At 64.5% G+C, this 17,829-nt stretch carries 14 protein-coding genes; 3 read left to right on the plus strand and 11 right to left on the minus strand.

What is annotated here, in order from left to right; all coding sequences use genetic code 11:
* Positions 1-52 precede the first annotated feature (52 nt).
* The 3 genes from FZZ93_RS15035 to FZZ93_RS15045 all read right to left on the minus strand — a co-directional run bounded on the left by FZZ93_RS15035 (position 53) and on the right by FZZ93_RS15045 (position 3,618).
* Entirely contained in the window at positions 53-718 is a 666-nt protein-coding gene (locus FZZ93_RS15035; protein ID WP_013333318.1) for a response regulator, read from the minus strand.
* 225 nt (positions 719-943) lie between these two features.
* Entirely contained in the window at positions 944-2,893 is a 1,950-nt protein-coding gene (acs, locus tag FZZ93_RS15040; protein WP_149323125.1) for an acetate--CoA ligase, read from the minus strand.
* A 164-nt stretch (positions 2,894-3,057) separates the two neighbouring features.
* Positions 3,058-3,618: a SprT family zinc-dependent metalloprotease gene (locus FZZ93_RS15045; RefSeq protein ID WP_149323126.1), complete on the minus strand. Its 561-nt coding sequence runs from the start codon at positions 3,616-3,618 to the stop codon at positions 3,058-3,060.
* A 68-nt stretch (positions 3,619-3,686) separates the two neighbouring features.
* Between FZZ93_RS15045 and FZZ93_RS15050 the strand changes: the two genes are divergently transcribed.
* Positions 3,687-4,343: a YecA/YgfB family protein gene (locus FZZ93_RS15050; RefSeq protein ID WP_149323127.1), complete on the plus strand. Its 657-nt coding sequence runs from the start codon at positions 3,687-3,689 to the stop codon at positions 4,341-4,343.
* A 161-nt stretch (positions 4,344-4,504) separates the two neighbouring features.
* Here the strand turns inward: FZZ93_RS15050 and FZZ93_RS15055 are convergent, their stop codons facing one another.
* The gene (locus tag FZZ93_RS15055) at positions 4,505-5,623 is read right to left on the minus strand and encodes a phospholipase D-like domain-containing protein (RefSeq protein WP_149323128.1); all 1,119 of its coding nucleotides are present in this window, start codon (positions 5,621-5,623) and stop codon (positions 4,505-4,507) included.
* An 88-nt stretch (positions 5,624-5,711) separates the two neighbouring features.
* Between FZZ93_RS15055 and plsB the strand changes: the two genes are divergently transcribed.
* Complete coding sequence (gene plsB, locus FZZ93_RS15060) at positions 5,712-8,150, plus strand: glycerol-3-phosphate 1-O-acyltransferase PlsB (protein WP_149323129.1); 2,439 nt, start codon at positions 5,712-5,714, stop codon at positions 8,148-8,150.
* Positions 8,151-8,163: 13 nt separating this feature from the next.
* On the opposite strand, the gene FZZ93_RS15065 is transcribed toward plsB, so the two are convergent.
* The 6 genes from FZZ93_RS15065 to ampD all read right to left on the minus strand — a co-directional run bounded on the left by FZZ93_RS15065 (position 8,164) and on the right by ampD (position 16,310).
* Positions 8,164-8,931 (minus strand): class I SAM-dependent methyltransferase, encoded by a 768-nt coding sequence (locus FZZ93_RS15065; protein ID WP_149323130.1) that lies wholly within the window; start codon positions 8,929-8,931, stop codon positions 8,164-8,166.
* Positions 8,928-9,632 carry a tRNA (adenosine(37)-N6)-threonylcarbamoyltransferase complex dimerization subunit type 1 TsaB gene (gene tsaB, locus FZZ93_RS15070; protein ID WP_149323131.1) on the minus strand — a complete coding sequence of 235 codons (705 nt, stop codon included), beginning with the start codon at positions 9,630-9,632 and terminating at the stop codon, positions 8,928-8,930. Before tsaB ends, FZZ93_RS15065 begins: the two co-directional genes overlap by 4 nt.
* A gap of 88 nt (positions 9,633-9,720) precedes the next feature.
* Positions 9,721-10,377 carry an adenylate kinase gene (gene adk / locus FZZ93_RS15075; RefSeq protein ID WP_149323132.1) on the minus strand — a complete coding sequence of 219 codons (657 nt, stop codon included), beginning with the start codon at positions 10,375-10,377 and terminating at the stop codon, positions 9,721-9,723.
* Positions 10,378-10,635: 258 nt separating this feature from the next.
* Entirely contained in the window at positions 10,636-12,651 is a 2,016-nt protein-coding gene (gene aceF, locus FZZ93_RS15080) for a pyruvate dehydrogenase complex dihydrolipoyllysine-residue acetyltransferase (protein WP_149323133.1), read from the minus strand.
* A 72-nt stretch (positions 12,652-12,723) separates the two neighbouring features.
* Positions 12,724-15,402 (minus strand): pyruvate dehydrogenase (acetyl-transferring), homodimeric type, encoded by a 2,679-nt coding sequence (aceE, locus tag FZZ93_RS15085; RefSeq protein ID WP_149323134.1) that lies wholly within the window; start codon positions 15,400-15,402, stop codon positions 12,724-12,726.
* Positions 15,403-15,746: 344 nt separating this feature from the next.
* Positions 15,747-16,310, minus strand: coding sequence for a 1,6-anhydro-N-acetylmuramyl-L-alanine amidase AmpD (ampD, locus tag FZZ93_RS15090; protein ID WP_149323135.1), 564 nt, complete (start codon positions 16,308-16,310; stop codon positions 15,747-15,749).
* 79 nt (positions 16,311-16,389) lie between these two features.
* On the opposite strand from ampD, the gene nadC reads away from it, so the two are divergent.
* Complete coding sequence (gene nadC / locus FZZ93_RS15095) at positions 16,390-17,241, plus strand: carboxylating nicotinate-nucleotide diphosphorylase (protein WP_149323136.1); 852 nt, start codon at positions 16,390-16,392, stop codon at positions 17,239-17,241.
* Positions 17,242-17,246: 5 nt separating this feature from the next.
* Here nadC and FZZ93_RS15100 read toward each other — a convergent pair whose 3' ends face one another.
* Complete coding sequence (locus tag FZZ93_RS15100) at positions 17,247-17,804, minus strand: GNAT family N-acetyltransferase (protein WP_149323137.1); 558 nt, start codon at positions 17,802-17,804, stop codon at positions 17,247-17,249.
* Positions 17,805-17,829 lie beyond the last annotated feature (25 nt).

A 17,829-nucleotide genomic window follows, 5' to 3' on the forward strand; every position in this document is an offset into this window, starting at 1 on the left:
GCCGCCCCGAAGGGCGGCGTTCGCATTGATGGCGGCTACATCCGGCCAGGCGTCAGGATTCTTCCACCTTCGGTGGCTCGACCTCGAGCTTCTGTGCGGCGATTACCGCCTGGGTCCGCGAGTGCACGCCAAGCTTGCGCAGGATGGCCGTGACGTGAGCCTTGATGGTGGCCTCGGAGACATTGAGCTCGAAGGCGATCTGCTTGTTGAGCAGCCCCTCGGTGAGCATGTTGAGCACACGGAACTGCTGCGGCGTAAGCGAGGCGATGGCCTCGGCAAAGCGCGTGTCCTCTTCATCGGCCTCGCCCAAGGCTTCGGCCATTTCCTCCGGCAGCCACACCTCGCCATCGAGGATCTCGCCCACCGCCTCGGCGATCAGCGCCAGCGATGCGGACTTGGGAATGAAGCCGGAAGCCCCGTAATCGATGGCACGGCGCACCACATGCAGTTCGTCGCTCCCGGACACCACCGCCACCGGAATGTCCGGCGTCTGACCGCGCAGTTGGATCAGCCCGGAGAAGCCATGGGCGCCCGGCATGTGCAGATCCAGCAGGATCAGGTCGGCATCCGGGTGACGGGTTACCACCTCGGTCGTGGCTTCCATGGTATCGGCTTCGACGATCTCGGCCTGGGGCGCCAACTGGCGCAACGCCTGGGTGAGGGCCGCACGGAACAACGGATGGTCATCGGCGACGATGAATTTCTGGGCAAAAGCCATGGTTCTCCTCCGGTTCCGGAATGCAACGGGCGGGCCCGCCGCCTGCTGGACGCTTGTAATTTACCGCATGTTACCCCATGGCCGAGGCAATGCCCAAGCGATCCGCCTGAATTGTCGACACTTTCCGTCAACGTCATGAAAAAGCCGGCCCGTGGCCGGCTGCAGTGCAGGATGGTGGACGAGCGCGCCATCCACCATTCAACGGGGCGCGTCGTGACACGACGCTCAACGATTGGCTCGATGCTCGATCAACTCCTCGACCACCGACGGATCCGCCAGGGTGCTGGTGTCGCCCAGGCCATCGCACTCGTTGGCAGCGATCTTGCGCAGGATACGGCGCATGATCTTGCCGGAGCGGGTCTTGGGCAGACTCGGCGCCCACTGGATGACGTCCGGTGAGGCGATCGGCCCGATATCCTTGCGCACCCACTGGGTCAGTTCCTTCTTGAGCTCGTCGCTGGGCTCGTGCTGGTCGTCCAGGGTCACGTAAATGTAGATGCCCTGCCCCTTGATGTCATGGGGATAGCCGACCACGGCGGCCTCGGCCACGGCCTCGTGAGCCACCAGTGAGGACTCGATCTCGGCAGTGCCCATGCGATGGCCCGAGACGTTGAGCACGTCGTCGACCCGACCGGTGATCCAGTAGTAGCCGTCCTCGTCGCGACGGCAACCGTCGCCGGTGAAGTACATGCCCTCGTAGGTGGAGAAGTAGGTCTGGACGAAGCGCTCGTGATTGTTCCAGATCGAACGTGCCTGCCCCGGCCAGGAATCGAGCACCACCAGGTTGCCGTCGGAGGCGCCCTCGAGAAGATGGCCCTCATTGTCGACCAGCGCCGGTTGCACGCCGAAGAACGGCAGGGTCGCCGAGCCGGGCTTGAGGTCAGTGGCACCGGGCAGCGGCGCGATCATGATGCCGCCGGTCTCGGTCTGCCACCAGGTGTCGACGATCGGGCAGCGCTCCTTGCCGATCACCCGATAGAACCACTCCCAAGCCTCGGGGTTGATAGGCTCGCCCACCGAACCCAGCAGGCGCAGGCTATCGCGCTGGCTGGAGTCCATGACATGGTCGCCGTGAGCCATCAGGGCACGCACCGCCGTGGGCGCGGTGTACAGAATACTCACCTGGTGCTTGTCGACGATCTCGCCCATGCGGCCATTGGTCGGATAACTCGGCACGCCCTCGAACATCAGGGTCGTCGCGCCATTGGCCAGCGGGCCATAGACGATGTAGCTGTGGCCGGTCACCCAGCCCACGTCGGCGGTGCACCAGTAGACCTCGCCGTCGCGATAGTCGAAGACGTACTGGTGAGTCAGAGCAGCCTGCAGCAGATAGCCGCCGGTGGTGTGCTTGAGCCCCTTGGGTGCGCCTGTCGAACCGGAGGTATAGAGAATGAACAGCGGGTCTTCGGCGCTGACCTCCTCGGCGGGGCAATCGGTGGACTGCTTGTCGACCAGTTCGTGGAACCAGACGTCGCGGCCGTCCTTCCAGTCGATCTGCCCGCCGGTACGCTGGAGCACCAGCACCGTCTCGGCCACCTCGGTGCCCTCGCGAGTCAGGGCCGCATCGACGTTGTCCTTGAGCGGTACCTGCTTGCCACCACGCACCGACTCATCGGCGGTGATCACCACCTTGGAGGCGGCATCCTGGACGCGCTGAGCCAGAGCATCCGGCGAGAAGCCGCCGAACACCACCGAGTGCACGGCGCCGATGCGCGCACAGGCGAGCATGGCCATGGCCGCCTCGGGCACCATCGGCATGTAGAGCGTCACGGTGTCGCCCTTGCCGACCCCCAGCTCCTTGAGGGCATTGGCCAGCTGGCAGGTCCGCTCGTGTAGTTCGCGGTAGGTCAGGGTCTTGGACTCGGCCGGATCGTCGCCTTCCCAGATGATCGCGGGCCGGTCGCCGCGGCTGGCCAAGTGGCGATCCAGGCAGTTGACGCTGGCATTCAGCTTGCCATCCTCGAACCAGCGAATGTCGACGTTGTTCGAGGCAAAGGAGGTGTTCTTGATGACGCTCGGCGCCTGAAACCACTCCAGTTGCCGGGCCTGCTCGGCCCAGAAGCCGTCCGGATCATCCACGGAGCGCTGGTACATGGCCTGGTAGGTGTCCTTGTCGGCCCAGGCCTTGGCGGCGATGTCATCACGTACCGGATAGATATGCTGCTGATCGCTCATCGAAATGCCTCTGTCCTCGGGATGATCCCTTCAGGTGAATGATGCCGATCCAGCGCGACGCAGCGTCGACCGGCGCCATGTAAAGTGCTCCCAGCATAACCCTCTGCCGCTCCGGCTTCACTTTAGACATTGGTATGAACAATTTTCTTTTTTATAACAAACAGTTAAATAGAGTCCGCGAGCGCCGAACGGCACATATAGACCAACGGCTGACCGCATTTTCGACACTGATACCGATGCCCTTGCCGGGCCAGGCCATGGCGACGCGCCGAGAAACCATGCTCGCGACAGCCACAGCGATAACGATAGGGTTCGGGGCTGGCACGTCCGGTATCGAAACGATGCGTGGTCTGCGGCACCAGCCCGAACAGCTCGCGCATCACCGTGCGCCATTCGTGGCCGTGGGGACGCGCCCGATGGCCATCCGCCAGGTGATGCACCAGCCAGTGGGCCACTTCGTGGGGCACCACGTCGACCAGGAAGGCATGACGATTCTCGTCAAAAAGCACCGGATTGAACCTCAGGCCGCCACGCCCGAAATGCGCCTGCCCGGCCCCTTTGCCACGCAGATCCAGCCAGACGGCCGGACGCGGCAAGGTCTCATGCACCTCGCGACACAACCGCCAGGCGGCTTCGACCCGCTCGTGCAACGCACGCTGGCTGGCCGCGCGATCGAGGGAGTCGAGCCATTCGGGATCGGGTTCAGGCAACACGGGATGGATCATGGGATGCTAGAATGGCGCCACGCCACGGCGGCGTAAAGTAAAGACTTCCCAGCCAGAGCCACGTCACCATGTCCGACACCGATACCCCCCAGCCCCAGCCGCTTCTCGACGACGAGGCCCTCGACCGGCTCGACGATTTTCTCGAATCGGAAAGGGTCGACGCCGACGCCCTGGACCTGATCGGCGCCCACGGTTTCCTGGTTGCCCTGGCCGTGGCACCGAGCGACGCTCCCGCCACCACCTGGGTACCGGAACTTTTTCATGGCGAACCGGCCTTCGCAGACGATAGCGAACGCGAGTCGACGCTGGCACTGCTCGAGCAGTTGCGCCACAACGCCATCCAAGTGCTGGAAGGCGGTGGCCTGCCCGAATTGCCATTCGACCTGGAGCTGGGCGGCCTGGCACCGGAGGAAACGCCGATCGGCGATTGGTGCGCGGGCTTCATGGAAGGCGTATTCCTCGACGAGGCGGCCTGGTTCGCCGAGGACGAGGAAGCCGCCGCCACCATGCTACTGCCCTTCATGCTGCTCTCGGGACTGTTCGCCGACGAGCCCGACATGGCCGAACTCGCCACCGACGAACAACGTCTGGAGCGGCTAGTCGCACAACTCCCCGAACTGGTGCTCGACCTCTACCTGCACTATCGAGTCCCCCCGGAAACCCCCAAGCCCAAACCCCGCCGCAAGGGACCGCCCGGTCGCGGCAAGAAGACGCGTAAGAAGTAAGGGGGAAGGGGGAAGACTGCCACCCCGTAGCCCAACGGTAAGTTTTTTCTCACAGCTTAAAACTTATAGTTCCCGGTGAAGCGGGGCTGGGGTTGCTTTCCTCTTCCAGGCGCGGCGCGCCGTCTTACTTCTTCCAGCGGCGCCAGCCGCGCTCTTCAAACTTATCTGAGCCTCGTCAACATCCCGTCCAGCGTGCCGAACAGCCATTCCTTGAAGCGTTGCAAGCGTGGCCGGCGCGCCCAGTCGTCACGGTGAACTTCGTGGCTAGCGGCGAAGTTACGCTCGAACAGGGCCGCCACATCGGCGGCGAAATCCGCGTCATCCACTTCCTGATTGGCTTCCAGGTTCCACTGCAGGCTCCAGTGGTCGAAGTTGCAGGAACCCAGGCTCACCCAGTCGTCGACCAGCGAGAACTTGGCGTGGATGAAGGATGGCTGGAACTCGAAAATGCGCACGCCGGCCCGCAGCAGACGCCCATAGAAACGCTGGCCGGCGTAACGTACACCGGGATGGTCATGGGCACCGCCCGGCAGCAGCAGGCGCACGTCCACCCCGCGTCGCGCGGCCCGCGCCAGCCGCCGTCGCAGGCTCAGGGTCGGCACGAAATAGGGCGTGCACATCCAGATACGACGGTGCGCATCATCCACGCGGCGATGCAGGGACAGCCGGATGGCCTGATAGCGATACCCTCGCCCCCAGACGACACGGCCGCGCATCTTGCCCACCGCGGGTAGCGCCGTGATGGGCAGCGAGCCTGACGAATGCGCTTCACTCCTGCCGCCTCGCGTCACCGGTGAATTCCAGAGCGACACGAACAGACGCTCCCAGTCGGCCACCACCGGGCCTTCGATGCGTACCGCCACCTCGTACCAGGCCTCGAGAAAGTCATCGACCGCACCGAAGCCGCCAGTGAAGGCCACCCGGCCGTCTACCACCACCAGTTTGCGATGATCGCGGGTCAGATTGCGCGCCAGGGAGTGCAGCCCCAGGGGATTGAACCAGCGCAGGGTCACACCGCCTTCCTCCAGGCGACGCCGGTCCGCCGTCGACAGGCCCATGGCACCATAGCCGTCGAGCATCAGCCGCACCGTCACGCCGCGCGACACCGCCTCCAGCAGTGCATCGATCACCAGCGTGGTCAGCCGCCCCGACTCCATCAGGTACAGCTCGATCAGCAAGGTTTCCCGGGCCGCGCCGACGGCCTCGAACATGGCCGGTAGGAAACGTGCTGCCTCGGGCAGCAGCTGAAAATGATTGGCGTCCCGCCAGGCTCCTGCCATCGTCCCTTCCTCCATTGCTCCCCACGCCTCCTGACCCTAGCGCAGGGCATCGTTATACTGGCCCTCTATCCTCTTCAAGAGCGACCGCATGGCCAACGCCACTTCCGTCAATCCGCTCCGTGCGCCTCTGCGCCGCCTGATCGACGCCTGGACCCAAGTGCGCCTGCTCGAGCCCGCCGCGGAGGATCTCGGGCTCGACCCCGAATTACCGACCCTTTACGTTCTGCCGCGCTCATCCCTCTCTGATGGGTTGCTGCTCGAGGTTCTGGCCCGGCGACAGGGCCTGCCCGATGCCACCATGCCCAGGCAGCTCGGTGAGCGAATCCTGCCTGCCCAGCTCTCACTCCCCACCACGCGACGTCGCCTGTGGCAGCGTCGCAAGAGTTCACGCTCGCCTTTCCAGGCGGTTATCGAAGCACACCGCGACACGGGCTGCGACATTCAACTGGTGCCCGTCAGCATCTTCTGGGGGCGGGCGCCTGGCAAGCGTTTCGGCCTCTGGCAGCTGCTTGCGGCCGATAGCTGGCGCCTCACCGGCCGGTTGCGACGCCTGCTGGCGGTCATGGTCAATGGGCGCGATCTGGAGGTTCATTTCGGCGCGCCCCTGCGCCTGGCCGAACTCGATGACGGGCGCGAAACGTCCCTCACCGACCGCAAGGCCGCCCGCCTGTTGCGCGTGCATTTCCGACGCATGCGCTCCCGCGTACTGGGACCGGACCTGTCCCACCGTCGCACCCTGATCGAGGGCGTGGCACGCAGCGAGCCGGTGCGCCGCGCCATCGCGGAGCAGGCCAGCCAGTCGCCTCGTCTGCGCGCACGCCTGACGAAACGCGCACGACGCTATGGCCGTGAGATCGCCTCCAGCATGAGCTACCCGGTGATGCGCTTCCTCGATGGCGTGCTGCGGCGGTTGTGGAATCGCCTCTACGATGGCATCGATGCGCGTGGACTGGAGAGCATCAAGGACCTGGCCGGCGAGCACACCCTGGTCTATGTACCCTGTCATCGCAGCCACATCGACTATCTGCTGCTGTCCTATGTGCTCTACACCCAGGGGTTGATGCCTCCGCACATCGCCGCCGGCCGCAATCTCAACATGCCGCTGATCGGCCCCTTGCTGCGCCGCGGTGGCGCCTTCTTCATGCGTCGCAGCTTTCGTGGCCAGCCGCTGTATTCGGCAGTCTTCAAGGAATATCTGCACCGCCTGCTCAATCGCGGGCATCCGCTGGAATACTTCATCGAAGGGGGGCGCTCGCGCAGCGGCAGGATGCTGCCGCCCCGCCCCGGCATGCTGTCCATGACGCTGGACTCCTTCCTGCGCAGCCAGTGGGAAGGCGGACAGTCGCTCGTCTTCGTGCCGGTCTACATCGGCTACGAGCGCATCCTCGAGGAAGCCAGCTATCAGCGCGAACTGGCCGGTGGCCGCAAGCGCAAGGAGTCGCCACTTGCCCTGCTGAGCATTCTGCGACGACTGCGTGAGCCCCATGGTCGCGTGGCACTAAACGTCGGCGAGCCGCTGTCGCTGGCCGACTTCCTCGACCATACCCAGCCCGACTGGCGCAGCGCGACGTCGCCGAGCGAAGAAGCCCCCGAGTGGAAGCGCGCCGCGGTCACCGAGCTCGGGGAAACACTGGCGCGGCGCATCAATGCCGCCGCCTCGCTCAACCCGGTGAACCTGGTCGCCCTCGGTATCCTGGCCACACCGCACCATGCCATCGAGGCCACACTGCTGGAACGCCATCTGACACTGCTGGCCGAGCTTAGCCAGCAGAGCACGACCACCTTGCCGCCCGGCGAGCCCGGCGACTGGATCGATCAGGCGCAATCGCTGGGCATGCTCAAGTACCAACCCCACGCCCTGGGCGACCTGGTCACCGCCGATCCCGCCCAAGCCACGCTGCTCGGCTGGTATCGCAACAATGTCCTGCATCTCTACGCACTGACCGGCCTCACCGCCTTCGCCTTTCGCCACCAGGCCCGTCAGAGCCTGGATGACCTGGAACGCCTGCTGGCACCGAGCTGGCCGGTGCTGATGCGGGAATTCGCCATTGCCCCGCCGGCCTCGTTTCGCGAGGCGCTGGCCGACACCCTCGAACGCCTCGCCGCACAGGGGCTTCTCGAGCGCGACGCCGAGGCCTGGCGACGCACCGACTCGCTGACCGGCGAGGAACAATTGCGCATGCTGGGCCGGCTCATGCAGCCACCGCTGGAGCGCGGTTACCTGCTGCTCTCGGTACTGCTGGACGAGGCGCCGGGACACTTCACCCGCGACGCCCTGACCGAACGCACCCGACAGTTGGCCGAGCGCCTGGCACGCCTGACCGGACGCGATTCGCCGGAATTCTTCGACGCACGCCTGTTCGCGGGCCTGGTGCAGAGTCTCGAGGCCGAAGGTTGGCTGCGCACCCGGGAAGGACGGCTCTATTACGGTTCGCGACTGTGTGAAGGTGCGCGACGCGGACAGACACTGTTTGACCCGGCGCTGCGTCATCGACTGCAGCGAATCGCGCGTCATGCCGAGGCGTGAAACGGAGCGATACCTATGACGCCGTCAGCGAGCGATGGACATACAGATCATAGCGACTGGTCTTGCCCTCGAGCACATGGCGCGGCGCCGGGCCGTCGATGGGAGGCGCCTTGCGCGGTCGCTTGACGACCACGCGATGTGTCGCCACGTCCAGCGCCGCTTCCAGCAGTCGCGGGGCATCGGCGTCGTCGCCGGCCAGTTCGCGGAACAGCCGCATTTCCTTCTTGACCAGCGCCGACTTGGCGCGATGCGGGAACATGGGGTCCAGATGAACGACCTGAGGCGCGATGCCGCTCTCTGCCACCCGGCGGGCCAGCTCATAGCCGGCGTCGCCATGCACCAACCGCATGCGGGCCGCGATTTCGGCGGCATCGGGATCGGCGGCGGCGCGCGCCAGTCCATCTTCCAGCAAGGCAGCAATGGCCGCCACGCGCTCGACCAGCAGTACCTCGGCACCGAGCGAGGCCAGCACGAAGGCGTCGCGCCCCAGGCCGGCGGTGGCGTCCACCACCGAGGGCGTCACGCCCTTGCCGAGACCGCAGGCCCGGGCAATCAACTGACCGCGGCCGCCACCGAAGCGACGCCGATGAGCGGCCCGCCCGGCGGCGAAATCCACCGCCAGCGGATTGCCGTAATCGCGCGGATCACCGGCCAGTACCAGTCGTTCGTCCTCATGGCGCAAGACCAGGGGCGCGTCCGGTGCATCGACGCGCATCGGCAGCCCCCAGCGGGCGGCCAGGCGGGCATCGTCTTCTACCGCGACACGGGCGCTGCCACTCATCGCGACTTGCGCCAGGCGACCTGGTCACGCAGATAGACCGGCTGCACCTCATGGGCCGGCCGACCCTCGCCGGCGGCAAAGGCATCGGCGGCCAACAGCACCAGGTCTTCGGCGGCGACGTCCACATCCGGCAGGCACAGGCTCATCGCCACCTGCGTCCCGGCGGGCATCGACTCCCGCAGCGTCCAGCCGGAACCCACACCCACCCAGTCGTGATCGTCATGTCCTTCGGGCAGTTGCAGCCGCTCCGGCGGCAGCACCGCCTCCTCGTCCAACGGCTCGACATGGCCCTGGTGACACCGCCAGCAGGCGGCATAGATCTCGCCCATGCGCGCATCCAAAGCCGTGATCAGGTAACGATAGTGATGGCGACGATGCGCCCCCAGCGCCAGCGCCTGAAGCGTCGAGATGCCGAGCAGGGGGCGATCCAGGCCGAAGGCCAGCCCCTGGGCGGCCCCCGCCGCGATGCGTAGCCCGGTAAAAGAGCCGGGGCCTCGACCATAGGCGATGGCATCGAGATCGGCAGGCGTCACACCGGCTTCGTCGAGCACCTCGTCGACCATCGGCAGCAGGCGGCGGGTATGCGCCCGGGGCGCAAGCTCGAAACGGGAGATCAGCTCGTCAGGATGATTGTCTCGGCGACGCAATAGAGCGGCGGAACAGGCGCTCGAGGAGGCGTCCAGGGCCAGCAGGATCGGCATGAGGAATACGCGATGATGAAAAATGTCGGGGCATTATACGACAACGGCCCGCATCGTGCGGGCCGTTGTTCTCAGCGATCACAGAACGTCAGCCCTCGAGGGCCTCGATCACCTGAGCAGTAATATCATCGACACTGCCCACGCCCTCGACGCGATGATAGTTCGGCGCCACTTCGGGTTCCTGCTTGGCCCAGTCCTGATAATACTCGACCAGGGGAGCGGTCTGATCGTGATAGACGGACAGGCGATTGCGCACCGTGGCTTCGCTGTCATCGTCACGCTGGATCAGCGCCTCGCCGGTGACATCGTCTTTGCCCTCCTCGCGCGGCGGATGCAGGTCGACGTGATAGACCCGACCGGAGGCGGGGTGAATACGGCGGCCCGCCAGGCGATTGACGATTTCCTCGTCGGGCACAGCAATCTCGAGAACGTGATCGATCTTCACGCCGGCATCTTTCATGGCATCCGCCTGGGGAATGGTGCGCGGAAAGCCGTCGAACAGGAAGCCCTTGGCACAATCGGGCTGTGCGATGCGCTCCTTGACCAGGGAAATGATCAGGTCATCGGACACCAGACCGCCGGTCTCCATGATTTCCTTGACCTGCAGCCCCAACTCGCTGCCTTCCTTGACGGCGGCGCGCAGCATGTCACCAGTGGAAATCTGCGGAATGCCGAAACGCTCGCAGATGAACTGAGCCTGGGTGCCCTTGCCGGCGCCGGGAGCGCCCAACAGGATCAAACGCATCTAACTGCTCCTTGAAAACGAGGAAGTGGCAAAGATTGAAAAATGAGAAGCGAACCATACCCGTGCCATTCCCGCCAGACAAGCAGCACGGCTCAGCGAGTCGCCATTGCCATGAAAAAAAACTGCAACAACAGTCAGTTAAGCTTACTAGGACTTTCGTCTGCCTGCCCGATGACAGGCACCGTGAAAGGCTTGAAAAAACGACGGCGCCTCGCGGCGCCGTCGTCTCGTCATGGCCTGTAATGGCCTCGCCAACTATCAGAGCAGCAGACGACGGATATCCGTCAGTACCTGTCCCAAAAAGGCGGTGAAGCGTGCCGCATCGGCGCCATTGACCGCACGGTGGTCATAGGACAACGACAGCGGCATCATCAGCCGCGGCTGGAAGGCCTGACCATCCCATACCGGCTTGGTCTGCGACTTGGAGACGCCCAGAATGGCGACCTCCGGCGCATTGACGATCGGCGTGAAGGCGGTACCGCCGATGGAGCCCAGGCTGGAGATGGTGAAGCAACCACCGGTCATCTCCTCGCGCTTGAGCTTCTTCGACTGTGCCTTGCCGGCCAGTTCCACGGATTCCTTGGCCAGATCGATCAGCGACTTCTGGTCGGCATCACGAATCACCGGCACCATCAGCCCGTCCGGCGTATCCACGGCGATGCCGATATGCACGTACTTCTTGTGCACCACGGTTTCACCGTCGCTCTTCAGGCTGACATTGAACTGCGGGAACTTGCGCAGCGCGAAGGCGCAGGCCTTGATCAAGAACGGCAGCGGCGTGAGCTTGGCGCCCTGGGCCTCCGCCTCGGCCTTCATCGACTTGCGGAAAGCTTCCAGCTCGGTGATGTCAGCCTCGTCGAACTGGGTCACATGCGGCAGGTTGACCCAGCTACGATGCAGGTTGGTCGCGCCCATCTTCATCAGGCGGCCCATCGGCTTCTCTTCGACCTCGCCGAACTGGCTGAAGTCGACATCCGGCACCGACGGAATGCCCGATCCACCTTCAGCGGCCGCGCCGCCGGCAGGCGTCTTGGCCTGACCGGCCATGACCTGCTTGACGTAGTTGTGGACGTCTTCCTTGAGCACCCGCTCCTTGGGACCGGTGGGCTTGACCAGCCCCAGGTCGACACCCAACTCGCGGGCCAGCATGCGAACCGCCGGACCAGCATGCACCAGCTTGCCGTCGCGGGGCTTGTGAGCCGCCATCTCCGCCTCGGGGCTGGGCCGACCGGCCGGCTTGTCGTCGCCCGACTCGCGCTTGGCGCTCGACGCTTCGGCTTTCTCAGTCGGCTTCTGCTCGGCCTTCTTCGCTGCAGGCTTGGCGGCGGCAGTCTCGATGATGGCGATCACATCGCCCTCGGAGACGGTGTCGCCCTCCTTCACCTTCAGCTCGACCAGCTTGCCCTTGTGGGGGCTCGGCACGTCCATGGAGGCCTTGTCGGATTCCAGCGTGATCAGCGGATCCTCTTCGTCGACCTCGTCGCCCTCGGCGACCGCCACCTCGATGATCGGCACGTCGCTGGAACCACCGAGGTCCGGCACGCGAACCTCCTTGCGCTCGGGCTCGCCCCCGGCAGATTCCTCGTCGGCCTCGGGCTCGGCGGCAGCTTCCGGCTCGCTCGGTGCCTCATCGGCGGCCGGAGCACTCTCGCTCGCCTCGGCTCCGCCCGACTCATCGGCGACTTCCATGCTGCCGATCACATCGCCCTCGGAGACGGTGTCGCCTTCCTTGACGGTCAGGCTGACCAGCTTGCCGGCATAGGGGCTCGGTACATCCATGGAGGCCTTGTCGGACTCCAGGGTGATCAAGGTGTCCTCGGCGTCGAGCGTGTCGCCCTCGCTGGCCGCCACCTCGATGATCTCGACATCGGATGCGCCGCCGAGATCGGGTACCTTGATCTCTACCGTACGCGAGCCGCCACCGGACTTGGCGGCAGGCTTGGCCGGCGCTTCTTCGGCCGGCGCTTCGTCGGACTTCGGGGCCGACGCCTGCTCGGCGGCGGCGTCTTCCCCGCCATCGTCGGCGTCACCGCCGCCTTCGGCTTCGAGTTCGACGATAGCGTCACCTTCGGAGACGGTATCGCCCTCCTTAACCAGCACTTTCAGCACCTTGCCGCCCTGGGGCGACGGTACGTCCATGCTGGCCTTGTCGGATTCCAATGTGATCAGGGTGTCTTCTGGCTCGATGACATCGCCTTCCGACACTGCGATCTCGATGATTTCGACATCGGTATCGCCACCGATATCGGGCACTTTGATGATTTCGCTACTCAAGGTCGCGCTCCTTCAAACTCTTGACGGGGGCGGGCCCTGACGGCCCGCCATGCCACCGGATCGGTCGACGACTCACACCTCAAGCGGGTTCGGCTTGTTGGGGTCGATGCCGTACTTCTCGATGGCCTCGGCCACGACCTTGCGATCGATCTCGCCACGATCAGCCAGCGCCTTGAGCGCGGCCACGGTAACGAAGTAGCGATTGACCTCGAAGAAGTGACGCAGCTTCTCGCGGGTATCGGAACGGCCATAACCATCGGTGCCCAATACATGATAGTCGGTCGGCACCCAGGCGCGGACCTGGTCGGCGAACAGCTTCATGTAGTCGGTGGAGGCGATGGCCGGCCCCTGACGGCCTTCCAGGCAAGCGGTAACGTGCGGCTTGCCCGGCTCCTCGGCCGGCTTGAGGAAGGCCTGGCGATCAACCTCCAGCGCCTCGCGACGCAGCTCGTTGAAGCTGGTGACGCTCCAGATGTCGGCGCCAATGCCCCACTCTTCGGCGAGCAGCTCAGCGGCCGCCTCGACCTCACGCAGGATGGTGCCGGAGCCCATCAACTGGACGCGAGCCTTGTCGCCCTGGGTTTCGCGCAGCAGGTACATGCCCTTGATGATGTCCTCGGTGGGCACCTCTTCCAGGGCCGGCTGCTCGTAGTTCTCGTTCATCACCGTCAGATAGTAGAAGCAGTTTTCCTTGTCGGCGTACATCCGCTTCAGACCATCCTGGACGATCACCGCCACCTCATGGGCATAGGTAGGATCATAACTACGGCAATTGGGAATCATCGAGGCCTGGAGATGGCTATGGCCATCCTGGTGCTGCAGGCCTTCGCCGTTCAGGGTCGTGCGCCCGGCAGTACCGCCAACCAGGAAGCCACGCGCCTGCATGTCGCCGGCAGCCCAGGCCAGATCGCCGATACGCTGGAAGCCGAACATCGAGTAGTAGATGTAGAACGGCAGCAGCGGCAGGCCATGGTTGCTGTAGGAGGTCGCGGCGGCAATCCAGGACGACATGGCGCCGGCCTCGGTGATGCCTTCCTCGAGGACCTGACCCGCCTGGTCCTCGCGATAGAACATCAGCTGGCCCTTGTCCATGGGCTCGTACTTCTGCCCTTCGGAGGTATAGATGCCGAGCTGGCGGAACATGCCCTCCATGCCGAACGTGCGCGCCTCGTCGGGCACGATCGGCACGACCTGCTTACCGACTTTCTTGTCCTTGACCAGGCCGTTGAGGATGCGCACGAAGGCCATGGTCGTGGAAACTTCACGGCCGTTGGAGCCCTTCAGCTGCGAGGCGAAGGTCTTGTCCTCGAGCGACGGAATCTCCAGGGCCTCGAAGTCCGGGTTGCGCGCCGGCAGGTAGCCGCCCAGACGCTCGCGCTGGAGATGCATGTATTTCATCTCCGGGCTGTCGTCGTCCGGCTTGTAGTAGGGCATCTCGTTTTCGATCTGCTCGTCGGAGACCGGGATGCCGAAACGATCGCGGAAGTCCTTCAGGACGTCCGGGTCGTCGATGGACTTGACCTGGTGGGCCTCGTTGTCGGCCTCGCCGCCGGCGGCGCCCAGGCCGTAGCCCTTGACGGTATGCGCCAGGATGACGGTGGGACGACCGTTGGCATTATGGAAGGCCTCATGGTAGGCCGCATAGATCTTGAACGGATCGTGGCCACCGCGGTTGAGCTTCCAGATGTCCTCGTCGGACATGTCCTTGACCAGCTCGGCGGTCTCGGGATACTTGCCGAAGAAGTGCTCCCGGGTATAGGCGCCGCCGTTGGCCTTGTAGTTCTGGTATTCGCCGTCGACCGCCTCGTCCATGCGCTTCTGCAGGATGCCCTTCTTGTCCTTCTCGAAGAGCGGGTCCCACAGCCGCCCCCAGACGACCTTGATGACGTTCCAGCCGGCACCCCGGAACACGCCTTCGAGCTCGTCCATGATGCGCGAATTGCCACGCACCGGGCCATCGAGACGCTGCAGGTTGCAGTTGACGACGAAGTTCAGGTTGTCGAGTTTCTCGCGGCTGGCGAGATGAATGGCGCCCAGTGTTTCCGGCTCGTCACACTCGCCATCACCGAGGAAGGCCCAGACCTTGCGGTCCTGCATCGGCTGCAGGCCACGCTGGTCCAGATACTTCATGACATGGGCCTGATAAATGGCCATGATCGGCCCCAGCCCCATGGAGACCGTGGGCAATTGCCAATAGTTAGGCATCAACCAGGGGTGCGGATAGGACGACAGGCCATCGCCATCCACTTCCTGGCGGTACTTGTCCATCTGGTCTTCGGTCAGGCGACCTTCCAGATAGGAGCGTGCATAGATACCCGGGGAGCTGTGGCCCTGGATGAACACCAGGTCGCCCTTGAAATCGCCATTGGCGGCGCGGAAGAAGTGGTTGAAGCCCACGTCGTAGAGGGTCGCGCTGGACATGAAACTGGCCAGATGCCCCCCGATACCCTTGTTCGCCTTGTTGGCCCGGGTCACCATGGCGGCCATGTTCCAGCGAACCAGCGAACGAATGCGGCGCTCCATGAACAGGTCGCCCGGCATCGGCGCCTCACGATGCACCGGAATGGTGTTGCGGTGCGGCGTCGTCACCGAGAAGGGCACTTGCATGCCATCGCGGCGATAGCGATCCGCTAGCCGGTTCATGAGGTACCGGGCCCGGTCCTCACCCTCGCGATCCAGAACCGACTCCAGGGAATCCAACCACTCCTGGGTTTCGACCGGATCGAGATCTTCTCGTGTCTCAAGACTCATAGACGTCTCTCCGAATGACGTTGGGGCGACAGCCCCGCAGCGAGGGGCCTGTGGCGCTCTGTGGGAAGGCGTGGAAGCGGTTCCACGCCATCTGCCAGATTTGTAGTCGTTTTACAAGACAACGCGACCAATGTCGGTGGGTGCGCTGACGATACCGTAAACACTCACTGCTGCCAATTGAAACAGACATGGAAATTTTTTTCAAAACCCACATGACGCCCACAACCCTTGGGCTATCCCGCACCTTCATAGTGGATCGCACCATGAAAGCCGAGTTAGTAGAACAACGACCTGGGCCGGGGTCACAAGAGACATACCAGGCAAAAAGTATGTTTTTTTACGCACTATCGAGTCACTTTACCCACCGATTGGCGAAAATAAGCCCAATCGAAGGCCGGCCCGGGATCGCTCTTGCGTAGTGGCGCAACACGGGCATGACTGGTGATGCGCTCCGCTGTAATGGCCGGATATTGAGCCCGCAGTGACCGCGTGGCGCAGGCCAGGGAGCGGTACTGCGCCTCGGTGTAGGGCGTCACTTCATCCCCTTCCAGTTCGATGCCCACCGAGAAGTCGTTCAGTGCCCGACGCCATCGCCTGCCGTCGCGCCACCATGAACGGCCCGCGTGCCAGGCTCGCGCCGTGAACGGCACGAACTGCACACAGCCTCCATCGCGCCGGATCAACAGGTGGGCCGACACCCGCAGCCCGCGGATAGCAGCAAAATAAGGATGCGCCTCGGCATCCAGGCGATTGGTGAACAATCGCTCGATGGCATCGCCGGAGAACTGCCCCGGCGGCAGGCTGATGGAATGCAGGACCAGCAAGGACACCTCGCCCTCCGGTCGCGCGTCCTGATTGGGCGATATCACGTGGCGCGCGCCCTCCAGCCAGCCCTGTTCAATCGGCATGCTTACCCCCTGACGTCAATGCTGCGCTTTCCTCTATAATGAACATCTCCCGCTTTCCAGCACAGAGACGGACCCCGCCATGCACTATCAGGATGCCCTCGCCGAAGAGATCCGCGACAGCGCCGCCCGGCTGCTGGCCGAGGATGTCGGCCCCGGCGATATTACCGCCGAGCTGATCGCCGAGAAACAATGGGCCCGCGCCCGGGTGATCACCCGAGAGGACACCGTGCTGTGCGGCGTAGCCTGGGTCGACGAGCTGTTCCGCCGCCTCGATTCGCGCGTCACTCTGCACTGGCAGGCCGCCGACGGTGATCGGCTAAGTGCCGGGCAGGCCTTCCTCGAGCTCGAGGGCCCGGCACGCAGCCTGCTGACCGGCGAACGCGCGGCGCTGAATCTGCTGCAGACGCTTTCCGGCACCGCCACGCGTACCCGCCACTACGTCGACCTGCTCGCCGGCACCGGCGTGCGCATGCTCGACACCCGCAAGACCCTGCCGGGGCTGCGCCTGGCGCAGAAATACGCAGTCTCCTGCGGAGGCGGTCACAATCACCGCATCGGCCTCTACGACGCCTTCCTGATCAAGGAGAATCATATCGCGTCCTGCGGAGGGATCGCTGCCGCGGTGAAGGAAGCCCGGGACATCGCCCGGGACCTGCCGGTGGAGATCGAGGTGGAAAACTTCGACGAGCTCGACCAGGCGCTCGAGGCCGGTGCGGACGTGATCATGCTCGACAACTTTTCGCTGGACGACCTGCGCGAGGCCGTGCGACGCACCGCCGGACGCGCCACGCTCGAGGCCTCCGGCAATGTCGACGAATCCACGCTCAAGGCCATCGCCGACACCGGCGTCGACTGCATTTCCAGCGGCGCCCTGACCAAGGACGTCAAGGCCATCGACCTGTCGATGCGCCTCATCGAGCAGCAGAGCTGACGCCTTCAGGTCTCCACTGCCGTCAGCGACTTCGTCATGATCCACCGGCGCAATCGCTGGCCGCCCCGTTCGACCCACTCTTCGCGCACGCGGCGCCAGCCACGGTTTTCCAGGCCATCGGCCAGCACTAGGCTGGCAGTGATAGCGACCCGGTCGGCGCCCTGCTCGACCAGCAGGCGCTCGGCATGCACCAACAGGGTCGAGCCAATGCCGCGGCGGGCCAGCGAAGGCCACACATAGAGCGACTCCACGCGAGTCCGTTTCAGGTCGAGTTCCAGAAACCCCACGCAACGGCCATCGCAAGTTGCCACCAGAGTGGTATAGAGCGCCTGCCGCGCCACCCAGGCGCTGCCGTCGCGGGGCAACACGGCAGCCCAGGCCTCTCGGGCTTCCTGCTCGTAATAGCCCACGGCCCCCTGCATCACGGCATGATGGAAAACCTCGGCCTGATCAGCACCATCCCGCGCCTTGGCGAGGCGGTAGAAAATGCGCGGCGCTTTCCGGTCCTGGGAGACATCGCGGCAGGGAGCCGCCGATGTAGGCTCGATATCGGCATGACGCATGCGTGACTTCCTGAGATGATGAAAC

The organism is Halomonas eurihalina (assembly GCF_008274785.1).
Taxonomy (GTDB): domain Bacteria; phylum Pseudomonadota; class Gammaproteobacteria; order Pseudomonadales; family Halomonadaceae; genus Halomonas; species Halomonas eurihalina.